The sequence below is a fragment of the Mariniflexile aquimaris genome (assembly GCF_042676825.1).
GTDB classification, from domain to species: Bacteria; Bacteroidota; Bacteroidia; order Flavobacteriales; family Flavobacteriaceae; genus Mariniflexile; species Mariniflexile aquimaris.
Genome location: NZ_JBHTIB010000002.1, coordinates 661,960 through 684,621, shown reverse-complemented (window position 1 = coordinate 684,621; position 22,662 = coordinate 661,960). Strand labels below are relative to the sequence as shown.

The following is a 22,662-nucleotide window of genomic DNA, read 5'->3' as shown; positions in this document are numbered from 1 at the left end:
TAAAAATGAGTAAAGAATTGCCACAACCACAAGCATCTGAAGAAGTCGATTTAGGTCAGTTATTTAAATTAATAGGAAATGCTTTTAGCAGATTTTTCAATTTTATTGGGAGTATTTTTAAAGGTATATTTAGTTTAATAATAAGTTTTTTACTTTTTATTCAGAAACACTTTATAAAATTTGCCATTGCAGGCGTAATTGGTTTGGCAATTGGAGTTTATTTAGACATGATTAAAGAAACTAAATATATTTCTACCATGGTTTTAGAACCAAACTTCCAAAGTGTTCAGCAGTTATACAATAATATAAATTTTTATGATGAATTGGCAAAAGCTAAAGACACTTCTGCTTTAGCCGAAGCCTTAAATATTACTAAAAAAGAGGCGCTTTCTATTAAATCTTTTGAGGTGGAATCATACTCAGACGAGAACCAAAAGGTAAAATTATTTGATGAATTTATACGCAGTTTAGATACAACTACTCAGAAAACGATAAATATGAAAGCATATCTTGAGAATTTCAATTCTTTTGATGCGCGTTTTCATACTGTGTCTGTTGTAGCGACAAACAATAATATAGCAAAAAAGATTCAACCATCAATCATCAACTCGATATCCAAAAACCAGTATTTTAACCTTCAAAAAAACATTAGCGATATCAACATCCAGCTTCAAGACAGTCTTTATAAAAAACAAATCGTCGAAATAGACTCATTACAATTGTTGTATAAAAAGGTGATGCTAAAGGAGGCTGATAAAGAAATGCAAGGCACTAATATTAGTCTTGGTGAAAATGGAGTAAAAGAAAATAAAGAACTTTCATTAATAAATAAAATGGAAGAGTTAAAAGCAAGTTTAGTAAGACTGAATGAAGAACGGGCTAATAAATCTAGTATTTTAAATGTAATTTCAGATTTCCCGAACAGGGGGGTTCAAGAAAGGGGGGTTTTAAAGAGTTATAAATTCCTTGTTCCATCTATTTTAATAGGATCGTTGTTGATTTTTTTCTCATTACTATCAATTAACACGTATCTTAAAAATTATAATAATCGGGCATGAAAGTTTTAATTACTGGCGGTGCAGGTTTTATTGGGTCTCATGTGGTAAAATTGTTTGTTGAAAAGTATTCAAACTACCATATTTTTAACTTAGACCTACTTACGTACGCAGGTAATTTGGAAAACCTAAAAGACGTCGAAAACAAGCCAAATTACACCTTTATTAAAGGAGATATAACCAACGAGGTATTTATAAACGAATTATTCGAAGCGCACAAATTTGATAGTGTAATCCACCTAGCTGCGGAATCTCATGTAGATAGATCGATAAAAGATCCACTAGCTTTTGTTAAAACAAACGTTATTGGAACCATGATTCTTTTAAATGCTTTTAAGAATACTTGGAAAGATAATTTTGAAAACAAATTGTTTTATCATATTAGTACCGACGAGGTTTATGGAACATTAGGGCAAACGGGTTTGTTTACAGAAACAATGGCTTATGATCCTAACTCACCATATTCAGCATCCAAAGCAAGCTCAGATCATTTCGTGCGAGCTTATGGCCAAACTTATGGAATGCCATATGTTATAACCAATTGTTCGAACAATTATGGGCAAAATCAGTTTCCAGAAAAATTAATTCCGCTTTTTATAAATAACATAATTCATAATAAACCTTTGCCTGTGTATGGCGATGGAAATTATACCAGAGATTGGTTGTACGTAAAAGATCATGCCGTTGCCATCGATTTGGTGTTTCATAAAGGTGAAAACCACGAAACCTATAATATTGGAGGCTTTAACGAATGGAAAAATATCGATTTGGTTAAATTACTATGTCTGCAAATGGATGAGAAGCTAAAAAGGCCAAAAGGATCTTCGGAGAAGTTAATAACTTATGTAAAAGACCGCCCAGGGCACGATTTAAGGTATGCTATTGATGCATCAAAAATAAACAAGGAATTAGGCTGGAAACCATCGGTAACTTTTGAGGAAGGCTTAAATAAAACGATTGATTGGTATTTAGACAATGACGATTGGTTACAAAATGTGACTTCTGGAGACTATCAATTATATTACGAAAAACAATATAGCTAGGTGGTTATAAAGTTATAAAGTTATAAAAGTTATATGGTTAATATGTTAAATGGATAAAATCAAATCTCATAAAGATTTAAAAGTGTGGCAGGAGTCTATGACTTTTGTTACTAAGATTTACAAGGTTTCAGAAGGTTTCCCCAAGCATGAGGTTTATGGACTTACTGCTCAAATTCGAAGAGCAGCTGTTTCGATCCCTTCAAATATAGCTGAAGGTGCTGGAAGGAAAGGAGAAAATGAGTTTACACGATTTTTATATATAGCTTTGGGATCACTGTCAGAAGTGGAAACACAGTTGGAGATTTCTCAAAGACTTAATTATGTTGACAATATAGAAGAAATAAACAAGAGCATATATTTTATTAGAAACATGCTCTCAAACCTTATAAAAAGTTTAAAGTAAACAAATCTCATAACTGTATAACCACATAACCTTTTAACAAAAGAAAATGAAAGGAATCATATTAGCAGGAGGTTCTGGTACACGATTACATCCACTTACAAAAGTAGTAAGTAAGCAACTTATGCCTATTTATGATAAACCCATGATCTATTATCCACTAACAACTTTAATGTCGGCTGGAATTAGGGAAATACTCATTATCTCAACTTCAAAAGATACACCAAGATTTAAAGAACTATTAGGAAGTGGTAATGATTACGGTTGTATTTTTGAATATGCTGTTCAAGAAGAACCCAAAGGATTAGCTGAAGCATTTTTAATAGGAGAATCCTTTATTGGAAACGATAGTGTCGCTCTTATTTTAGGTGATAATATATTTTATGGCTCAGGCTTAGATGAAACCTTAAGGTGTAAAATTGACCCAGATGGTGGTGTTATTTTTGCTTACCATGTTCAAGACCCGCAACGTTATGGTGTTGTAGAATTTGATAAAGATAACAATGCTATTTCTATAGAAGAAAAGCCAGAAAAACCAAAATCAAACTATGCTGTTCCAGGTATATATTTTTATGATAATTCTGTGATTTCTATTGCAAAAAGCATACAGCCTAGTAATAGAGGCGAATTAGAAATAACCGATGTAAATAAGGCATATTTAAAGCTGGGCAAATTAAAAGTTCAAATTTTAGATAAAGGTACAGCTTGGTTAGATACCGGTACATTTACGTCATTAATGCAGGCATCTCAATTTGTTCAGGTAATCGAAGAGCGACAAGGACAAAAAATTGGATGTATAGAGGAAACGGCATTTAATATGGGATATATAAACAGAAATCAACTACTTAAATTGGCTGAACTCTTATTAAAAAGTGGTTATGGTGAATATCTTCAACAAATAAATTAATATGAAAATTGAAGAAACACATTTAAAAGGCTGCTTTGTAATTACTCCCAAAATTTTTCAAGACGAAAGAGGTTATTTTTTCGAAAGTTTTAATAAGAATGTTTTTGAGCAAGAAACTGGAATCAACGTTAATTTTTTACAAGATAATCAGTCTATGTCCGCTAAAAATGTGTTAAGAGGGCTGCATTTTCAAACAGGAGAATACGCTCAAGCCAAATTAGTGCAAGTTATTAAAGGTAAAGTGTTAGATGTTTGTGTCGATATTAGAAAAAAATCGCCCACTTTCGGACAACATTTTTCAATAATATTAGACGACAAAAACCGTAAGCAACTCTATATCCCACGAGGATTTGCTCATGGATTTTTGGTCTTAGAAAACAAAAGTATATTTTCATATAAATGCGATAATTTTTATAATAAAGAATCTGAATCTGGTATCATTTTTAACGATAAAACCTTAAATATAGATTGGGATTTTCCAGAAGACCAGCTCATTATTTCAGAAAAAGATTTAAAACTTCCGCAGTTTAGAGAACTAGATTTTTAATTTTTTCATGAAAAATAAAGTTTACAAGACCCAAACAACCAACAACCAACAACCGGTAACCATACTGGTAACAGGAGCTAGTGGTCAATTAGGTAAAACCATAGAAGAATTATATTCAAAAAATGAAGCTAATTTAGAGTTCACTTTTGTTTCAAAGGAAAATTTAGACATAACAAATGAAGGCGAACTCCTTTTGTATTTTAAAGCAAATAAGTTTGATTATTGTATAAATTGCGCAGCATATACTAATGTAGAACAAGCTGAAAAAACACCAGAGATAGCTTATAATGTAAACGCAGAAGGAGTAAAATACTTAGCTAAGGTATGCAAAGAAACCCAGACAATATTAATACATATTTCAACGGATTATGTTTTTGATGGAGAAAAAAGCGAACCCTATTTGGTAAGCGACATACCAAACCCAATAAACGAATATGGGAAATCCAAACTATTAGGGGAATCGTACATTCAAAGCGTTATAAAAAAACACTTTATTATCCGAACCTCATGGCTGTATAGTAAAAAATACGGCCAAAATTTTTACAAATCTATACTCGCTAAAGCTAAAGTTGAAAAAGAACTTTTTATAACTGATGAACAAATTGGCTGCCCAACTAATACGGTTAATTTAGCTCGGTTTTTATATCAAATAATTATAAATAAAAATAATAAGTTTGGAATCTATCATTTCTGTGATGGCAAAGCAATGACATGGTACGATTTTGCAGAACAGATTTTAAGCGAAAACAATTTATTAGCTAACACAAATCTTGTAAAAATTAATAACTATCGTACTTTTGCAAAGCGACCGAAAAACTCGGTTTTAAAAATTTAATTTAACAAAACTTGAAACAAGGATTAAAAAAAATATTCCAAATTCAATTAGTTTTAGACAGTTTTAAAACAATTGTTTTTAGAGTTTTAGGTGTTTTTATTCTATTTGGGCTTACTTTTTTTTAACAAATAATTACCCTGCCAAAATAGTAGGACAATATGATTTTATAAGATCATTTTTATTGGTCATAGGGAGTTTTACACTTTTGGGGACCGATCAGTCGATATTATACTTTGCAGGCAGATTACGTAGCTATAAGTCACTGGAGGAGATAAAACTTATATACTGGAAAATGATAAAAATTATACTATCGTTATCATTTATCATTTACTTTGCTTTCTTGTTGATTGACAAAGATTTCCTCAATAATTATTTTAACGATAATAATGTTTACAACCTATTATTAAAAGGCATATTTGTGTTGTTTTTTTATTGCTTAACTTTGTTAAATACAGAGGTTTTTAGAGCAATAAATTTTCTAGTTTTATCAGAAATTTTTAGGAATATCATAAAATATTTACCAACCCTTTTAGGAGCTATCATGTTATTGATTTTAGATAGAGAAGATCTTTTGTTGTCATTTTTTTTATATGGATTTATATTCACTGGCGTTTTATCAACATTCATAGTTTATCTTATTTTTAAAAAAATAAATAACGATTTGGTTTCAGAAACTATACTTTTACGAGAAGTAATTTCAAGATCTTATCCTATTGCAATTAGTAGTATGGCTATTTTCTTGCTAATGAGTTTTGATATTATGTTTTTGAAAAAATTCAAGAATGATGCTACAGTAGCTTATTACAGTGTTGCAGTAAAACTAATGATGATCTTGTCAATTATTATCAATACTATCAATATTAACGTTTCTTCTAAAATATCCGAATTATTTAACAGCCAAAAAATAGAAGAATTGAATTCTCTGCTAAAACACAGTTCTAGGCTTATTTTTATTCTTTCATTACCTTTAGTGTTATTCATTTTGGTTTTTTCTAAAGAAATTTTGGCACTATTTGGCAATAATTATATTGCATCCAATACTGCATTATTAATCATGATTTTTACACAAGGTATTTGTACTTTATTCGGGTCCGTAGGAGTATACTTGAATATGACAGGAAAGCAAAAAATATTTCAAAATATTCTTTTATTCTCTGTGCTTATTAATTTTTTATTAAATAGATTATTAATTCCAAAATATGGCATGACAGGAGCTGCAATTGCATTTAGTGTTAGTTTGTTTCTTTGGAATTTTATTTCATGTTTAATAATTTACAAAAAGGATAAGGTTAAAATTTTTATTAGGTAGTAAACTAAAGTTAAAATGAAAAAAACATTGGTATTATCTTTAGGTAGAACAGGAATACTGCATATTTATGCAGAAAAAATGATTTCTAATTTTAAAGATATTGATTATGACGTTATCATATCTAGAGATAGAATTTTAAAAAACAAGGTTAAGAATGCTATTGAGATTAGTACTTATAAAGACAAAAAATCATTTATTCTAAACACATTATTGTTTTTTCCAATAAAGTTTTTAAGTCTTATACCTCAATTATATAAAAATTATGATATACTCTATTTGCCCTACCAACATCTTTGGGATATCCCATTCATTCTTTTGTTTAAGTTATTAGGAAGAAAAGTTGTTTTTACGGTTCATGATGGTGTTTTGCATACAGGTGAGAGAAATTTTATTATGCAATTTCTTACAAATTATAGAATGCGTCATTCAAATTGTTTAATTTATTTAACACAATATGTCAAAAGACTGGTAGAAGAAAGATATAAAATTATCAAACCGAGTCACATAGTCCCTTTGCCCATTATTGAAAATGATTTTATTAATATAAAAAAAAGAAATAGAGATTCTAAGAACCTACTTTTTTTAGGAAGAATTGATAAATATAAAGGAGTGGAAATGCTTATGGATAGTGTTTTTGATATACCTAATGAATTCGATAGATTAATTATAGCAGGGAAAAGCTTATATACTATAGACTACTTGAAGCATGAGAAAATTGAAATTAAGGACAAATATTTAAGCGAAGAGGAAATAGGAGCATTATTAAGCTGGGCAAATGTTTTGATTTTGCCCTATACAGAGGCAACCCAATCAGCAGTTATAACTTTAGGTGTTTATGCAGAACTTCCGATGATTTGCACTAAGGTGGGAGGGTTTTCAGAACAGCTAGCAGAAGATGAAAGTTTTTGGTGCGAACCAAATAAAGAAGATTTAGCTTTAACAATAAAGGAAGTTTTCAAAAACCCAGAGAAGTATAATAACATAAAGAATAAGTTGACAGAAAAAAAGAATGATCTTTCTTGGTCGGTAATAGCTAAACAAATAGAACACATTCTACTAAGTTAACTTAATTTATTTATTTAGCGTTAATATTAATAATGGTTCTTAACATTAAAAAATCTGTTTTAGCATTTTATTTAGTGGCATTATTTGGTGTCATTGTTTCAGCAATTGGCTTTTACATATTACCTGAGAGATTTTTTTATGATACTGTAAATATAATCAACGACCCGTATAATGAAATTGGTTTAAAAGGAAGCTTCCCTTTTACCATTTGGTTCTATAACGTAACAGGTTTAAAATATTGGCATTTTTCTTTGATAGGTGTTTTACAATACCTAATAATTGTAACTTTATTATACAAAATAGGGGTTCCTGATACTTTTAATAAGTTAACCATAAAAAATATATTGGTATATCTTGCTTTTATAATGACTGCCATATTTATATCGATGCCAAGTAAAGAGTTCATTACCTTTTTATATATGGCGTTAATCATATTTATCATAAAAAAAAGAGAGCAATTTTCCAAAAAGACCGTGGTTTATATTCTTGGTCTATTACTTTTTTTTGGATATTTCTTTAGGCAATATTACATATTGGTTGCTGTTATTAGTGTTGTTTTTTATGCGGTGTCTCGGGTTAACTTTAAGAATAAAAGACTAGTTACTTTTTTTTATGGCCTTTTTATAGCTATTATAATGTCTTTAAGTTATGGTATTATAAAAGGAACATTTTTATCATACGAAACAAGAGAATTTATAAATGAATTTAGGGCAGGACGGGATGCAACAAATTCCGCAATTATATCCCCTATTCCTACAGATACTTGGTATGGAGAATCTTTTGGGATCGTATATGGCTTTATATCTGTTAACTTGCCCGTAAACGGTTTAAAACACATAATGTCACCCCAAATAATTGTATTTGTATTTTGGCAATTATTATTGTTTATAATTTTATTTATACGCTATGATAAATGCTTGGCTAAAGGGATCAAAAACAATTATGATTTATGGATATTTTACATTCTTTTTTCCTTTTTTATATCACAAGGAATTTTTGAGCCCGATTTAGGTTCAGCTATTCGTCATAAAATGGGCGTTTTTCCTTTAATTTATTTCGCATTATATTATGATTCTTTCAGAAAAAAAATTTAATGAAATACTGAACCTATTTATTATATTAATTGCTTCCACTCTTTTTTTCAGAGTTTTTTGCACTTCGATAATGATAATATTTGTACTGTTTTGCACACTCTTTTATAAAAAGCTCTATTTTACAAAAAAAACTTCAATTTTAGTTTTATGCATAGCATCTCCTTTTTTGCTTGAACTTTTATTTTTTTGGAATAATGATTCTTTAATTGCGGGCCTTAAATCGGCAGAAAAAACTGTATCGTTATTGTTATTACCCATTTGTATCATAGGAAACAAGGATAGAATAAATTTTCAGATGGTACTACGTACTTACGTATATGTATCGGTATTATTGGTTTTGTTCTTATTCATTCGTTTTATGGTTATTTCGCCAAAATTTTTCGATGTATATCTTAAAGGAATGGAATTATGGGAGGTAGGCTATGAGTTCGCTAACAGTTTTGGAATGCATGGTCCGGCTTTAAATATGCATTTGGCATTCATTACATGTTGCAGTTTTTGGTTTGTATTTGAAGCATTAAAAAACAAAAAGGCTGTTTTTTTAAATATTTTTTTCGTTCTACTAAGTTTCTTTTTCGTGTTATTTGTTAATACGAGGTTAGCTCTGTTGAATGTTATATTAGGTGTAGTGGTTATTTTTATATATGATATTATGAAGAGATATAATATTCAAAAAGTTATTTTATTGTTTATTACTTGTGCTTTTATTTCCGCGGGGATTATGTATTTTTATATACAAAAAAACCCTTATATGAAAGAAAAATATGCTGTAGTTACATTGGCCCATATTGATAAGATAGGGGATTTAGATTCTCTTGAAAATCCAGAAGCGAAAGTTTCAAATTCATTAGTTACGCGTTTATCTATATGGAAATCAGCTTTAGAGTTATCAAAAAAACATCTATTATTTGGGGTAGGATCATCAAACGGTAAACAAGTTTTATTTGATTATTATGAAAAAACAAATCAAAAATTTTTATTTAAGTATAGATATCCCGTACATAATCAATATCTAGATTTTACTATAAAATTTGGAATACTAGGATTATTGGTGTCATTTTTATATATGTTTACTTTAGGATACTTAGGTTTTACCACTAAAAATTCAATTATAATTATTTTTTTCCTTATTTTTTTCTTAACCAATTTTGTTGATGATTTTTTGATAAGGTTTGACGGAATTGTTTTTAGCGGATTATGGAGTTCATTATTTGTTTGTTATTGGAATAAATTCACTGATTCCGATAAATAGAAATTAATTTATACAAGTTTTTATTAGTATCAAATGAATTTTCGCAGCGCTTTAAGCCTTGTTCACCCATTCTAGTTCTATTTTCCTTAATTTTTAAAATAGAAAAATACGCATCCAGTTCTTCAATTTTTTCAAAAAGAAAACCCGTTTCATCTTGCACCACAATATCCTTGTTACCAATTACATTAGTGGCAATAACAGGTATTTTTAATGCCATAGCTTCTAATATTGCCATTGGTAAGCCTTCCCATAAAGAAGTTTGCAAATAAACATCAATTTTATTAAGTTCCCTGTAAACATCTTCATTACTAGTTAACCATCCTGTAATTTTAATATTACCAGCTGTAATTTTATCCCTTAAAGTCCCATCTCCTATCCAAACGAAATCAAAATCTGGAAATTTTAGAGCTATTTGATTAAAAAAAACAGGATTTCTAGCTTCAGTAATTCTACCAACAATGCCAACTTTTAATCTTAAATTTTCATGTGGTTTATAATACTTTTTTATTTGGGGCACATCTACTCCGTTACGTACCAGTTCAGCATGGCTGAATTGTTTGGCAATTTCATATTCCATATCGCCGCAGGCAATAGTTACTCCATGAAAAATTTTTACTATTCCTTTTTCAATAAATTTAAAAACGTTCTTTTTTAAACTTGAAATATCTTCTCGAATGAAAGCGTAACCATGGGGGGTGTAATAAATTCTGGCCTGGGGGTGGGCAATCGATGCTATTCTACCAAGAATGCTAGATTTAGATGAGTGGAGGTGAATTACATCAGGTTTGATTTTTTTTATTTCCTTATAAATCCTCCGCACACCTTTAAAATCTTCTGTAGGAGAAATCTCTTTATTTAAATCTATTTCTATGAGATTAACTTTAGAAGGAAAATCTTTATCAAATTCATTACGGTTTGAGTACTCTCTTTTATCACTAAATATGACAAATGTTTCAATGTCTTCAAATTGATTTGAAAAATTGCAAACCCCTTTTATGTAAGTATATACTCCAGCCACGAAAGTCTCTGAAACATGAAGAACCTTTGTTTTTTTCATATAATATAAAAATTATCCTATTTTTGTCCAAAGATGGTTAATTAATATGAAAAGTGCAATTATTTTTGGTGGCTCGGGCTATATAGCGAGGTTTTTGATTGAAATGTGTCTTGATAAATCCATGTTCGATAAATATATAGTTTTCGATATTAAACCTTTACTTAATTTTGATGAACAAATACAAGAGGCTAAAATTTCGTTTTTTCAAACCGATGTGAGAAACAAAATCCAAAGTTTAGATTTAGAATTTGACAAAGAAAAGTCTTGGATATTCAATTTTGCAGCCATCCACAGAGAGCCTGGGCATGCCTACCAAGAATATTTTGACACTAATGTACGTGGTGCTGAAAATATCAATGAATTTGCAAGAAACTCAGGAATTAAAAATCTTTTTTTTACCAGCAGTATAGCGCCCTATGGAAGATCTTTGGATATTAGAACAGAAAACTCTCCACTATATCCCGAAACGGCATATGGAATTTCTAAAGGGTTCGCAGAAAAAATACATCAAGAATGGTTGGCAGAGGACAAAAGCAGAAGATTAATAATTGTTCGTCCCAGTGTTATATTTGGACCTAAAGACCCTGGAAATGTTTATCGTATGATAAAAGCCCTACAAAAAGGGACATTTATTTTACCTAATGGGGGTAATATTATAAAAGGATATGGGTATGTATATGGCTTAGTGGAAAGCATGCTGTTTACAATTCAAAAAATGGATAGACTCATTATTTACAACTATGCAGAAAATCCTGTAGTTCCCTTAAAAGATATGGTTAAAATCATTAAGGAAGAATTAGGTTATAATAAACCAACTATAACGCTTTCGGTCAAAACGTTGGCATTCATAGCTTTTTTTGTTGAAAAAGGTTCTAGGCTGATGGGCAAAAAGTCGGACATACATCCTGTAAGAGTAAAAAAAGCAGGATTTCCAACTAATATTAGGCCCCAATATTTAATTGATAATGATTTTAATTTCAAATATGATTTTAAAAAAGCTTTAAAACATTGGAGAAGTGTTAAAAATGAAGATTTTCAATAATTTTTTAAAAAACAAAATGAAAAAAGCAATTATAACGGGCATTACAGGCCAAGATGCTGCCTATTTAGCACAACTATTGTTAGATAAAGGATATCAAGTATACGGCACCTATAGAAGAACAAGTTCTACCAATTTCTGGAGAATTGAAGAATTGGGAATAGATCAACACCCCAATTTAACATTATTAGAATACGATTTAATTGATTTATCAAGTGCCTATAGAATTATTTCTGAAATAGAGCCTAATGAAATTTATAACTTAGCTGCTCAAAGTTTTGTGGGGGTATCATTTACACAACCTTTAGCAACAGCACAAATAACAGGCGTTGGCGCGCTGAATTTATTAGAAGCCATTCGAACCATAAATCCTAAAATAAAATTTTACCAAGCGTCAACATCCGAAATGTTTGGAAAAGTTCATGCTATTCCTCAAAATGAAGAAACACCTTTTCATCCTAGAAGCCCATATGGTGTAGCAAAAGTATTTGCACATTGGGCAACACTAAATTATCAAGAATCTTATGGAATATTTGCTACTAGTGGTATATTATTTAATCACGAATCGCCCTTGCGAGGAAAAGAATTTGTTACTAGAAAAATAACTGATGCAGTAGCCAAATTTAGTCTCGGTAAACAAGATGTTTTAGAACTTGGTAATATGGATGCCAAAAGAGATTGGGGATATGCTAAAGAATATGTAGATGGCATGTACAGAATGCTCCAAATAGATGAACCCGGAACTTTTGTTTTGGCTACAAACAAAACACAAACTGTAAGAGATTTTGTGTCTTTAGCATTTCAAGCAATCAATGTAGATATTGAATGGAAAGGAAAAGAAGAAAACGAAATTGGAATTAATACTAAAACAGGTAAGACGCTAATTAAGGTAAACCCTAAGTTTTATCGTCCAGCAGAAGTCGATTTGTTAATTGGAGATGCCACAAAAGCTAATAACATTTTAAATTGGAAGCCAAAAACAACACTTAAAGAACTGTGTGACATGATGGTTAAAAAAGACATTGAAAGAAATAAAAATGGAGCTACATTCTAAAGAAAAGATTTTCATCACTGGCATCAATGGTTTTACAGGTAAGCATTTAGAAGCTTATTTAGTTAAAAACAATTACAATGTTTTTGGTACGGTTTTAGGGAATTCTTTAAATAAAAACCATTTTTGTTGCGATATTTTAGATGAAAATCAGTTATTTGAAATTCTAAACCAAATAAAACCAACATATGTTGTACATCTGGCAGCAATATCTTTTGTAGCTTCCAAAAATCAACAAAACATGTACAATGTGAATATTTTCGGGACAATTAATTTAATCAATGCTATAGAAAGATTAGATTATAAACCAAAAAAGATTCTCATTGCTAGTAGTGCTGCCATTTATGGAAATATAGAGGGGGAACTAAACGAGCAAATGTGTCCCGCGCCAGTAAATCATTATGGAAATAGTAAACTGGTAATGGAAAACATGCTTAAATCATATTTTATTAACCAAAATATAATTATAACAAGACCTTTTAATTATACGGGATTGGGGCAAGAAGGCCATTTTTTAATTCCAAAAATAATATCCCATTATAAGCAAAAAAAGGATATAATTGAACTTGGAAATATCGATGTATTCAGAGAATTTAATAATGTTGATTATGTGATTAAATGTTACATCGAGTTATTATTTTCTGATTATAAATCGGAAGTTGTAAACGTTTGTACAGGAAACGAATTGAGTATTAATAATATATTAGATAAAATAAGTCTAATTGCAGGTTACAGAATACAAGTAAAAGTTAATCCGGAGTTTGTTAGAAAAAACGAAGTAAAGATTTTAAAAGGATCTGTTGATAAATTACATGGAATGATAGGTGATTTTACAGAAGATTATGGAATTGAGCGCACTTTAGAAGAAATGCTAAAAGAAAAGTAACATATGAAAATATCAGTAATAGGAACAGGTTATGTTGGGTTAGTAACAGGCACTTGTTTAGCAGAAACAGGAAATGAGGTATTGTGCATCGACATTGACAAGAGTAAGGTTGAAAAAATGCAAAAAGGCGAAGTGCCTATTTATGAACCTCATTTAGATGTCCTATTTCACAGAAATATAAAGGCAAATAGATTGCGTTTTTCTACGTTGTTAGAAGAGGGGATCGAGCATGGAGATATTATATTTCTGGCGCTTCCAACTCCCGAAGATGAGGATGGTTCTGCAGATTTATCGTATGTCTTAGGATGTGCTTCAGACATAGGGAAGTTGCTAAAAAAATATAAAGTCATTGTCGATAAAAGTACAGTGCCTGTTGGAACAGCCGAACGAGTAACAAAAGCAATTTCTAGTGAGACAGATGTAGAATTCGATGTTGTGTCAAACCCAGAGTTTTTGAGAGAAGGTTTTGCTGTAGACGATTTTTTAAAACCTGAGCGTATCGTTATTGGATCCAGTTCTGAAAAGGCAATTGAGTTGATGGAAAAACTGTATAAGCCGTTTGTTAGATCCGGGAATCCAGTTATAATTATGGACGAAAAATCTGCCGAACTTACTAAATACGCCGCGAATTCATTTTTGGCAACAAAAATTACGTTTATGAACGAAATCGCTAATTTTTGTGAAAAAGTAGGTGCTGATGTCGATAAAGTAAGAGCAGGTATGGGAACCGATTCTAGAATAGGAAAGCGATTTTTATTTCCTGGGATTGGCTACGGCGGTTCGTGTTTCCCAAAAGACGTAAAAGCATTGTACAAATCGGGCAAAGATTCTGGTTATGATTTTGACATATTAAATGCGGTAATAAAAGTAAACGATATTCAAAAGAAAATATTGATTCCACGAATTGAATCTTATTTTAATAATGATATATCTGGTAAAACTTTTGCGATTTGGGGCTTGGCATTTAAACCCGAAACAGATGATATTCGAGAAGCACCGGCTTTATATATAATTGAATCATTATTAAGTAAAGGTGCGAATGTGCAGGTTTTTGATCCAGAAGCCATGCCAAACGTAAAAAGAAAATTTGGAGATAAAATATCATATGCATTAAACAAAGTTGAAGCAACAATAAATGCCGATGCTTTAATTATTTGTACAGAATGGAGTCTTTTTAGAACGCCGGATTTCGAAAAATTAAAATCTAATTTAAAGCAACCAGTTATTTTTGATGGACGTAATTTGTATGATCTCGAAGAAATAGAGAAAGAAGGATTTTATTATAGTTCAATAGGAAGAAAAACAATAAAACAATGAAAAAAGTATTAATTACTGGCGCCGCAGGATTTTTAGGATCACATTTGTGTGATCGGTTTCTTAAAGAAGGATATAAAGTTATCGGGATGGATAATTTTATTACTGGTGATAAAAAAAATATTGCTCATTTATCAAACAATGAGAATTTTGAATTTATTAATCACGATGTGTCCGAATTTGTAAAGATAGATGGAGACTTAGATTACATATTACATTTTGCATCACCTGCAAGCCCTATAGACTATTTAAAAATTCCAATTCAGACTTTAAAAGTAGGTTCTTTAGGAACACATAACTTATTAGGGTTAGCAAAAGATAAAAATGCTAGAATGCTTATTGCTTCTACTTCCGAGGTTTATGGAGATCCTTTAGTACATCCACAAACCGAAGACTATTATGGTAATGTAAATACCATTGGGCCTCGTGGCGTTTATGATGAAGCGAAACGTTTCCAAGAATCCATAACCATGGCATATCATAGGTTTCACGGTGTAGAAACGCGTATAGTTCGTATATTTAATACTTACGGACCGAGAATGCGCCTTAATGATGGTCGTGTTATTCCAGCGTTTATGGGGCAAGCACTTAGAGGTGAAGACTTAACGGTTTTTGGAGATGGGTCGCAAACACGTTCATTTTGTTATGTAGATGATCAGATTGAAGGAATTTATAGACTATTGTTAAGCGATTATGTAGAGCCAGTAAATATTGGAAATCCACATGAAATAACAATTAAAGATTTTGCTGAAGAGATTATAAAGTTAACCGGTACTACTCAAAAAGTTATTTATAAAGATTTGCCAGTAAACGACCCTATGCAACGTCAACCAGACATAACTTTGGCCAAGAAATTACTAGGTTGGGAGCCAAAAGTGAACCGTGCAGAAGGGATGAAAATAACCTACGATTATTTTAAAAGTTTAACCGATGAAGAACTTTACAAAAGCGAACACAAAGATTTTACAAAGCACATAAAAAAATAAATTGAATTACAAACAAGGAAGATACTCGGGTTTAATAAAGCCTTTATTCGCTTTTATTGATTTGGTCATTATTAATATGGCTATTTTTTTGTTTGAAATAAATTTGAATAACCCATACATTTTTTGCATTTACATATCGGTTGCTTGGATAATTATCGCAGTAAAAAATCATTTTTATGAAATTCAAAGACATACACGACTAACTCAAATCATCCCATTGCTATTTAGGCAAATGATATTTTTTGCTATTATATTATACGCATTTATTGGGTTTTTTAAACAACCTATAATCAGCAGGTTAGCATTAGGTAATTATTTAATATTTACATTTATAATTATTTGCTTTTTTAAATTTTTTACTACATTTTTATTAAAAAAATATAGATCAGTTCTAAAAGGCAACATTAGAAATGTTATAGTTATTGGGAATAATGAGAAAACAAGGCAGTTAGTAAAAACATTTCAAACAAGGTTAGATTTTGGTTATAATTTTGAAAAACAGTTTAGCGTTAATGACGAAGGTTTTTCATTAGAAAAGTGTTTCGATTATGTAATAGAACATAACATAGATGAAATTTATTTTTCTGTATCAGAGTTATCAAATAAACAAATAAACAGTTTAATCGATTTTGCTGATAATAATTTAAGAGAACTTAAATTTATTCCTGATAATAAGGATATTTATTCTAAAAAACTAAAATATGAGTATTACGATTATATTCCTATTTTATCTTTAAGGGCTATTCCACTGCAGGATACAGCCAACAAATTTCTTAAACGGCTATTCGATATTCTTTTTGCTTTGTTTATAATTATTTTTGTGTTGTCTTGGTTAACCCCAATTTTAGCAATTTTAATTAAACTAGAGTCTAAAGGCCCCGTGTTTTTTAAACAATCGAGAAACGGATTTAATTATCAAGAATTTGATTGCTATAAATTTAGATCGATGACTCCAAATAAAGAGGCCCATTTACATCAAGCTACCAAAGGAGATCTAAGGATCACAAAAGTTGGAGCGATTCTTCGTCAAACGAGTATCGACGAATTCCCACAGTTTTTTAATGTTCTTTTTGGAGACATGTCGGTCGTGGGTCCTAGACCACATATGGTGAGCCATACCAATATGTACGCTCAAAGAATAGATAAATTTATGGTGCGTCATTTTGTAAAACCAGGCATCACGGGGCTCGCTCAAGTAAGTGGCTATAGAGGCGAAGTGGAAAAGGATAAAGACATTATTAATCGTGTGAAGTTCGACATCTTTTATATTGAAAACTGGTCGTTATGGTTAGATTTAAAAATTATCGTTCAAACCTTTATTAATGCAGTAAAAGGCGAAGAAAAAGCGTATTAATTTTTTAATTTGAAACCATTAGTTTCTATAATAACACCCATGTTTAATTCTGAAGCATTTATTTCAGAAACTATAAACAGCGTTGTAAATCAAACGTACCAAAATTGGGAATTATTGCTAATAGACGATGGTTCTACGGATAGAACACTAGAGCTTGCTAATAAATTTATCATTGAAAACAGTAAAATAAAGCTTTTTAAGAACGCATTAAATCAAGGGGCAGCATTGTCAAGAAACAGAGGTATTGAATCCGCACAGGGCGACTATATAGCTTTTTTAGATGCGGATGATTTATGGAAACCGAATAAGCTCGAAACGCAGATAGCGTTTATGCAAAGCAATAATTGCGATGTCTGTTTTAGCAGCTACGAGCAAATAAATGAATCAGGAAAGCCTCTTAATAAATTAATAATAGCATTGCCAGATCTTACCTATCAAAAATATTTAAAAAGCAACTACATTGGTAATTTAACGGGAATCTATAACGCTAAAAATTTAGGTAAAATAACGGCTCCAAATTTACGGAAACGTCAAGACTGGTTACTTTGGTTGTCTGCTATAAAAAAGTCCAGAAAACCAGCTAAAGGTATTGCAGAATCTTTGGCGTATTATCGGGTTAGAAAAGATTCTATGTCTTCCAACAAAATTAACCTATTAAAGCACAACTACTGGGTTTATAAAAAAGGATTGGGATTTTCAACTTTAAAATCAATCGGATATATGCTGATTTTTTTAAATGAGCATTTCTTTGTAAAATCAAAGCAAATAGTTTCTACATAAAAGACCTAAACTGTTTTAATTTGCCTCTCGCAGAGCGCTCTAAAGAAGCTTTTCTTTCAAAAAGAACCGTTAAATTCGACTCTAAATATTTGGTAATAGCATTTTTAATATGAATTATTTTTTCTTCAGATAATTCATGATTGCTTGCATAACTAATCTTAAACATATCAAGTTTTAGCTGTTCAATAATAAATTCTTTAACATTACCATCATCTTCAATCACGGTTTTTGTAACGTAGTAAAACGTTAAACCTGCTGCTTTTTTTCCGCTAGGTAACTGGACAATATCGTTTGTTCTGCCAACTAAGCTTTCCAATATAGGTTTACCTAGTGTACTTGCTTTTGAAAGTTTTCCAATATCGCCTAAATCGTATCGAATAAACGGATGCGCTTTGTTGTAAAGTGATGTAATAACCACGCGACCTTCTTCACCATAAGGTAAAATATGGTTGTTATCATCTAAAATTTCAACATATAAATCTTCGGTGTTTACAATCCATTCGTTTTTTGTGTTTTGGAAGGCTATCAACCCCAATTCCGCAGCACCATATTCGTTTATAACCGGAATACCAAATTGTGTTTCTAAAAGTATTTTATCTTCTTCAAAAAGCATTTCAGAAGTCACGATGCATGCTTTTAAAGTCGGACAAATAGTATTTAAAACAATGTTGTTCCGTTGTAAATACTTAGCAAATTGAACAATGGAACTTGTATAACCATTAATATATTCAAACTTTGTAGTTTTAAACTTGTTGAGGTTCTTTTCCAGTTGAGTATCGCTTAAGTCGAACACCGAACACCGATAACGATTACTTAAAAAATCTTTGAGACGCTCTTTGTAATAGGCCATTTTGTTTAATGGAATACCATAAAACCGGGCTTGTTTGGACGTGTTAAAATCTAAATGAAACCAACTATATCTATCTATAAAACCCGCCCAAGTTAGTGCATGGCAGAATTTATCTTTGGCAAAAATAAAGGGGTCGCCAGAAGAACCAGAGGTTTTATTTATATAAACATTCTTTGCAGTAAATCCATCAGAAAGACGATGGATTAAAGGTTGTTGTAAATAGCGTTTTGTCATAACCGGAATACTATTCCAATCTTTCGGATTAGCTCCTTTTGCAAAGGTTTTATAGAAAGGGTTGTGCGTTAAATGATAGGCAACTATGTCTTGTTTTTTAGCTTCAATATTGGCACTTAATTCAGAATCATTTTTCTTCTGAATGCTTTCCAATACAGTTTTAGCCTTTTTTATAGAAAAGCCATTAATTTTTAAAGATATATTGAACAAATTCAAACGAACACATAATTTTTGTAAAGTAAATAAAAAATATTCTTGAATTCGTGTCATTAATTTTATTTTTGTACTCGAAAAATCAGTTTTAATGCTCTGCATTAAAAAACATTAATTTGTCATTCTCATAAAAATGGGAATTTAAAAAAACAATACAATGAACATTTTAATTCTTGGTTCTGGTGGAAGAGAACATACTTTCGCTTGGAAAATTGCTCAAAGTCCGTTATGCAAAAACTTATTTGTAGCGCCTGGAAACTCTGGGACTGCTAATGTAGCGACTAATGTAAATATTGGTGTGAATGATTTTGAAGCGATTAAAGAACTGGTTTTAAAAGAGCGAATTGATATGGTTGTGGTTGGTCCAGAAGATCCATTGGTAAATGGCGTTCACGATTATTTTTTGAATGATGATACCATAAAACATATCTCGGTTATTGGACCGCAAAAAGTGGCTGCAGAATTGGAAGGCAGTAAGGAATTCGCTAAAGAATTTTTATACCGTCATAACATTCCAACAGCAGCTTACGAGAGTTTTACTAAAGAAACGGTAGAAAAAGGCTATGCATTTTTAGAAACACTAAAGCCACCATATGTTTTAAAAGCAGACGGATTAGCGGCAGGTAAAGGTGTTGTTATTCTGAATGATTTAGATGAAGCTAAAGCCGAATTAAAAAGCATGCTTGTTGATGCGAAATTTGGTCAAGCAAGTACCAAAGTGGTTATTGAAGAGTTTTTAGACGGAATAGAGTTAAGCTGTTTTGTACTTACCGATGGAAAAAACTACAAAATATTGCCAACCGCAAAAGATTACAAACGTATTGGTGAAGGCGATACCGGTTTAAATACCGGCGGTATGGGTGCCGTATCTCCAGTGCCATTTGCAACCGATGAATTTCTTGCTAAGATTGAAGATCGCATTGTAAAACCGACGATTAATGGGTTTAAAAAGGATAACTTACCATATGTTGGTTTTGTGTTTATAGGATTGATTAAAGTTGGGAACGACCCAAAAGTTATTGAATACAATGTGCGTATGGGCGATCCAGAAACGGAAGTTGTTTTACCAAGATTGAAAAACGATTTTGTTGAAATTCTTCAAGCTATGGCAAATGGAACTTTAGATAAAATTACTATCGAAATTGATGAACGCGCTGCAACAACCATTATGTTAGTGTCTGGTGGTTACCCTGAAGATTACGAAAAAGGAAAGGAAATAACAGGTATTGATGCTATTCAGGATTCTATACCTTTCCACGCAGGTGCGCAGTTAAAAGATGGTAAAGTGGTGACTTCTGGCGGACGTGTTATGGCGATAACTTCTTATGGGAATACCTACCAAGAGGCCATAAAAAAATCTTACCAAAGCATAGAAAAACTACATTTTGATAAGATGTATTATCGTAAAGATATTGGATTCGATTTATAAAAATGAATGCGAAGAAATACTTTTATCTTCTTCGTTGTTATCATTAAATATTTTAAGTTGTTTCATCCAATATACAAAGGCAGCAAAACCAATAATTAAAAATATCCAAGAAATTGTATTGGCAGCAAACCAATTTGTAAGCTCTAATTCTTTTAATGCATCAAAAGGCGCAAAAAGATAATCTACAAATAAATCTTGTATGGCGTAAAAAAAATCTTTCATAATTTAATTTTAGTGTTTTAAATTGAGATACTAAATCCGTAATGATTATCGATTTTTTTTATCAAATCACTAGTATAGTTAGTATATTTACGAAGCAAAAATACAAAAACAGTTAATGATAACAAGCATTTTTAATAAATCTAAACCAATAAATTTTATCATTGTTTTTATAGTTACTATTCTAGCTTTTCTTGTGGCTAGAGTTGGAACAGTAAGTTATCCTATTACTTCTGCGTATGTTTTTAAGCAACTCACTATTTTCGGCATTTGTCTTGTTACTTTAATAGTGTTCAATTTTATTATCACCAAAAACAGTTTAACCAAAAAGAATAACTACGAAACGCTGCTGTTTAGTTTTTTTTTATTGATGATAGTAGAGACAACACTTAATTCGAATATTCTGTTATCAAATTTTTTCGTGTTATTAGGCTTAAGGAGGATAATAAGTTTAAGATCACAAAAAAGTATAAAAAACAAGCTTTTTGATGCGGCTTTATGGATTGCAGTGGCATCGTTATTCTATTTTTGGGCCATTCTATTTTTTGTTGTTATAATTCTTAGTTTGGTTTTATATACCGATAATAATTTAAAGCATTGGCTCATTCCATTTTTAGGGGTTTCCACTGTATTTGTGATAGCCGTAAGCATCTCTATATTAGTTTACAACGATTATTTTGCCATTTTTAAAGGCACACCAGTAGTAAACTACGATTTTAGTGTTTATAATTCAACACGCTATTTGGTAGCTATTACGGTTCTTATATCTTTTGGAATTTGGTCTTCAATCTTTTATTTGCAGGATATTAAAAAGAAGAAAAAAGCCTCTCGGGCTTCTTTTAAGATTATCATTATTGCGGCTATAATAGCTTTTGTTGTGATGCTTTTAGCACCAGTAAAAAAAGGCAGTGAATTCTTATTTTTATTTGCGCCTCTTTCTATTATTATAGCAAACTATATAGAAATAATACCAGAAAAATGGTTTAAAGAAGTATTTCTGTGGATACTGGTACTAGTGCCGTTTTTGCTATTATCGTTGTAGTTTTTCACCAAAAGCTAAATCACCGGCATCACCAAGTCCTGGAATAATATAGCCTTTTTCGTTTAATTTTTCATCTATCGCAGCGATCCATAAATGTGTGGACGCATTAAAATGAGCACTAACATAATCTACGCCTTCTTTGGCGCCAATAATACTCACTAAATGTATTTCTTTGGGAGTGCCAAAAGGTTTTAAAGCTTCAAAAGTGGCTACCATCGATTGCCCTGTAGCTAGCATAGGGTCGGCCAAAATAAGGGTTTTATTATCTAAATTTGGACAGGCTAAATATTCAACAATAATTTCAAAACTCTCCGGATTGTGTAAATGGTGCCTGTACGCCGAAATAAAAGCGTTTTCGGCTTTATCAAAATAATTAAGCAACCCATTGTGCAATGGTACTCCAGCTCTTAAAATGGAGCATAAAACAATGTCGTCGTTAATTAAATTAATGGGGCTTATTCCTAATGGGGTTTCAATGGATGATGCTTGGTAATGCAATGTTTTGCTCATTTCATAGCCTAAAATCTCACCAATACGTTCTATATTTCTTCTAAAGCGCATGCTATCTTTTTGAATGGTAACACTTCTTATTTCTGAAATAAAATTGTTTAAAATGGAATTTTGTTGAGATATATTATGAATCTGCATAACTTTTACATTGATTTTCGACGAGTAAAGTTAAATAATTACATCGATATATG

General features: G+C 31.0%; 23 protein-coding genes. 19 read left to right on the top strand and 4 right to left on the bottom strand.

Going from position 1 to position 22,662, the window contains the following annotated elements:
• The first annotated feature begins 5 nt into the window (after nt 1-5).
• The 10 genes from ACFQ0I_RS03120 to ACFQ0I_RS03075 all read left to right on the top strand — a co-directional run bounded on the left by ACFQ0I_RS03120 (nt 6) and on the right by ACFQ0I_RS03075 (nt 9,507).
• Nucleotides 6-1,058 carry a hypothetical protein gene (locus tag ACFQ0I_RS03120; RefSeq protein ID WP_379939243.1) on the top strand — a complete coding sequence of 351 codons (1,053 nt, stop codon included), beginning with the start codon at nt 6-8 and terminating at the stop codon, nt 1,056-1,058.
• Nucleotides 1,055-2,098 carry a dTDP-glucose 4,6-dehydratase gene (rfbB, locus tag ACFQ0I_RS03115; RefSeq protein ID WP_379939241.1) on the top strand — a complete coding sequence of 348 codons (1,044 nt, stop codon included), beginning with the start codon at nt 1,055-1,057 and terminating at the stop codon, nt 2,096-2,098. The genes ACFQ0I_RS03120 and rfbB overlap by 4 nt, the downstream gene beginning before the upstream one ends.
• A 49-nt stretch (nt 2,099-2,147) precedes the next feature.
• Nucleotides 2,148-2,501 carry a four helix bundle protein gene (locus tag ACFQ0I_RS03110; protein WP_379939239.1) on the top strand — a complete coding sequence of 118 codons (354 nt, stop codon included), beginning with the start codon at nt 2,148-2,150 and terminating at the stop codon, nt 2,499-2,501.
• A gap of 46 nt (nt 2,502-2,547) precedes the next feature.
• A complete protein-coding gene (gene rfbA / locus ACFQ0I_RS03105; protein WP_379939237.1) occupies nt 2,548-3,405 on the top strand; it encodes a glucose-1-phosphate thymidylyltransferase RfbA in 858 nt (285 codons plus the stop codon).
• Between the two features lies 1 nt (nt 3,406).
• A complete protein-coding gene (gene rfbC / locus ACFQ0I_RS03100; protein ID WP_379939235.1) occupies nt 3,407-3,952 on the top strand; it encodes a dTDP-4-dehydrorhamnose 3,5-epimerase in 546 nt (181 codons plus the stop codon).
• A gap of 7 nt (nt 3,953-3,959) precedes the next feature.
• A complete protein-coding gene (gene rfbD, locus ACFQ0I_RS03095; RefSeq protein ID WP_379939233.1) occupies nt 3,960-4,787 on the top strand; it encodes a dTDP-4-dehydrorhamnose reductase in 828 nt (275 codons plus the stop codon).
• A gap of 103 nt (nt 4,788-4,890) precedes the next feature.
• On the top strand, nt 4,891-6,096 hold the full coding sequence (locus tag ACFQ0I_RS03090; RefSeq protein WP_379939948.1) for an MATE family efflux transporter: 1,206 nt from the start codon (nt 4,891-4,893) through the stop codon (nt 6,094-6,096).
• 15 nt (nt 6,097-6,111) lie between these two features.
• Complete coding sequence (locus ACFQ0I_RS03085) at nt 6,112-7,161, top strand: glycosyltransferase family 4 protein (protein WP_379939232.1); 1,050 nt, start codon at nt 6,112-6,114, stop codon at nt 7,159-7,161.
• Nucleotides 7,162-7,193: 32 nt separating this feature from the next.
• Nucleotides 7,194-8,255, top strand: coding sequence for a hypothetical protein (locus ACFQ0I_RS03080; protein ID WP_379939230.1), 1,062 nt, complete (start codon nt 7,194-7,196; stop codon nt 8,253-8,255).
• The gene (locus tag ACFQ0I_RS03075) at nt 8,230-9,507 is read left to right on the top strand and encodes an O-antigen ligase family protein (protein WP_379939229.1); all 1,278 of its coding nucleotides are present in this window, start codon (nt 8,230-8,232) and stop codon (nt 9,505-9,507) included. The genes ACFQ0I_RS03080 and ACFQ0I_RS03075 overlap by 26 nt, the downstream gene beginning before the upstream one ends.
• On the opposite strand, the gene ACFQ0I_RS03070 is transcribed toward ACFQ0I_RS03075, so the two are convergent.
• On the bottom strand, nt 9,488-10,564 hold the full coding sequence (locus ACFQ0I_RS03070) for a glycosyltransferase (protein ID WP_379939227.1): 1,077 nt from the start codon (nt 10,562-10,564) through the stop codon (nt 9,488-9,490). The two genes, ACFQ0I_RS03075 and ACFQ0I_RS03070, sit on opposite strands and share 20 nt — an antisense overlap.
• A 46-nt stretch (nt 10,565-10,610) precedes the next feature.
• On the opposite strand from ACFQ0I_RS03070, the gene ACFQ0I_RS03065 reads away from it, so the two are divergent.
• The 7 genes from ACFQ0I_RS03065 to ACFQ0I_RS03035 are packed head-to-tail and all read left to right on the top strand — an operon-like array spanning nt 10,611 to nt 17,974.
• Complete coding sequence (locus tag ACFQ0I_RS03065) at nt 10,611-11,606, top strand: NAD-dependent epimerase/dehydratase family protein (RefSeq protein ID WP_379939226.1); 996 nt, start codon at nt 10,611-10,613, stop codon at nt 11,604-11,606.
• A gap of 16 nt (nt 11,607-11,622) precedes the next feature.
• Nucleotides 11,623-12,657 (top strand): GDP-mannose 4,6-dehydratase, encoded by a 1,035-nt coding sequence (gene gmd, locus ACFQ0I_RS03060; RefSeq protein WP_379939225.1) that lies wholly within the window; start codon nt 11,623-11,625, stop codon nt 12,655-12,657.
• Complete coding sequence (locus ACFQ0I_RS03055; RefSeq protein ID WP_379939224.1) at nt 12,641-13,540, top strand: GDP-mannose 4,6-dehydratase; 900 nt, start codon at nt 12,641-12,643, stop codon at nt 13,538-13,540. The genes gmd and ACFQ0I_RS03055 overlap by 17 nt, the downstream gene beginning before the upstream one ends.
• 3 nt (nt 13,541-13,543) lie before the next feature.
• On the top strand, nt 13,544-14,857 hold the full coding sequence (locus tag ACFQ0I_RS03050; protein ID WP_379939222.1) for a UDP-glucose dehydrogenase family protein: 1,314 nt from the start codon (nt 13,544-13,546) through the stop codon (nt 14,855-14,857).
• Nucleotides 14,854-15,840 (top strand): UDP-glucuronic acid decarboxylase family protein, encoded by a 987-nt coding sequence (locus tag ACFQ0I_RS03045; protein WP_379939220.1) that lies wholly within the window; start codon nt 14,854-14,856, stop codon nt 15,838-15,840. The genes ACFQ0I_RS03050 and ACFQ0I_RS03045 overlap by 4 nt, the downstream gene beginning before the upstream one ends.
• A 1-nt stretch (nt 15,841) precedes the next feature.
• A complete protein-coding gene (locus ACFQ0I_RS03040; protein ID WP_379939218.1) occupies nt 15,842-17,194 on the top strand; it encodes an undecaprenyl-phosphate glucose phosphotransferase in 1,353 nt (450 codons plus the stop codon).
• A 9-nt stretch (nt 17,195-17,203) separates the two neighbouring features.
• Nucleotides 17,204-17,974 carry a glycosyltransferase family 2 protein gene (locus ACFQ0I_RS03035; protein ID WP_379939217.1) on the top strand — a complete coding sequence of 257 codons (771 nt, stop codon included), beginning with the start codon at nt 17,204-17,206 and terminating at the stop codon, nt 17,972-17,974.
• Here the strand turns inward: ACFQ0I_RS03035 and ACFQ0I_RS03030 are convergent.
• Nucleotides 17,967-19,328, bottom strand: a complete 1,362-nt coding sequence (locus ACFQ0I_RS03030) for a phenylacetate--CoA ligase family protein (RefSeq protein WP_379939216.1) — start codon at nt 19,326-19,328, stop codon at nt 17,967-17,969. The two genes, ACFQ0I_RS03035 and ACFQ0I_RS03030, sit on opposite strands and share 8 nt — an antisense overlap.
• A gap of 100 nt (nt 19,329-19,428) precedes the next feature.
• Here ACFQ0I_RS03030 and purD point away from each other — a divergent pair, with 100 nt between their 5' ends.
• The gene (gene purD / locus ACFQ0I_RS03025; protein WP_379939215.1) at nt 19,429-20,700 is read left to right on the top strand and encodes a phosphoribosylamine--glycine ligase; all 1,272 of its coding nucleotides are present in this window, start codon (nt 19,429-19,431) and stop codon (nt 20,698-20,700) included.
• Here the strand turns inward: purD and ACFQ0I_RS03020 are convergent.
• Nucleotides 20,695-20,922, bottom strand: a complete 228-nt coding sequence (locus ACFQ0I_RS03020) for a DUF6341 family protein (protein ID WP_379939213.1) — start codon at nt 20,920-20,922, stop codon at nt 20,695-20,697. The two genes, purD and ACFQ0I_RS03020, sit on opposite strands and share 6 nt — an antisense overlap.
• Nucleotides 20,923-21,037: 115 nt before the next feature.
• Here ACFQ0I_RS03020 and ACFQ0I_RS03015 point away from each other — a divergent pair, with 115 nt between their 5' ends.
• Nucleotides 21,038-21,961, top strand: coding sequence for a DUF6427 family protein (locus tag ACFQ0I_RS03015; protein ID WP_379939211.1), 924 nt, complete (start codon nt 21,038-21,040; stop codon nt 21,959-21,961).
• On the opposite strand, the gene upp is transcribed toward ACFQ0I_RS03015, so the two are convergent.
• Nucleotides 21,950-22,609, bottom strand: coding sequence for a uracil phosphoribosyltransferase (upp, locus tag ACFQ0I_RS03010; RefSeq protein ID WP_379939209.1), 660 nt, complete (start codon nt 22,607-22,609; stop codon nt 21,950-21,952). The genes ACFQ0I_RS03015 and upp overlap by 12 nt on opposite strands.
• Nucleotides 22,610-22,662 lie beyond the last annotated feature (53 nt).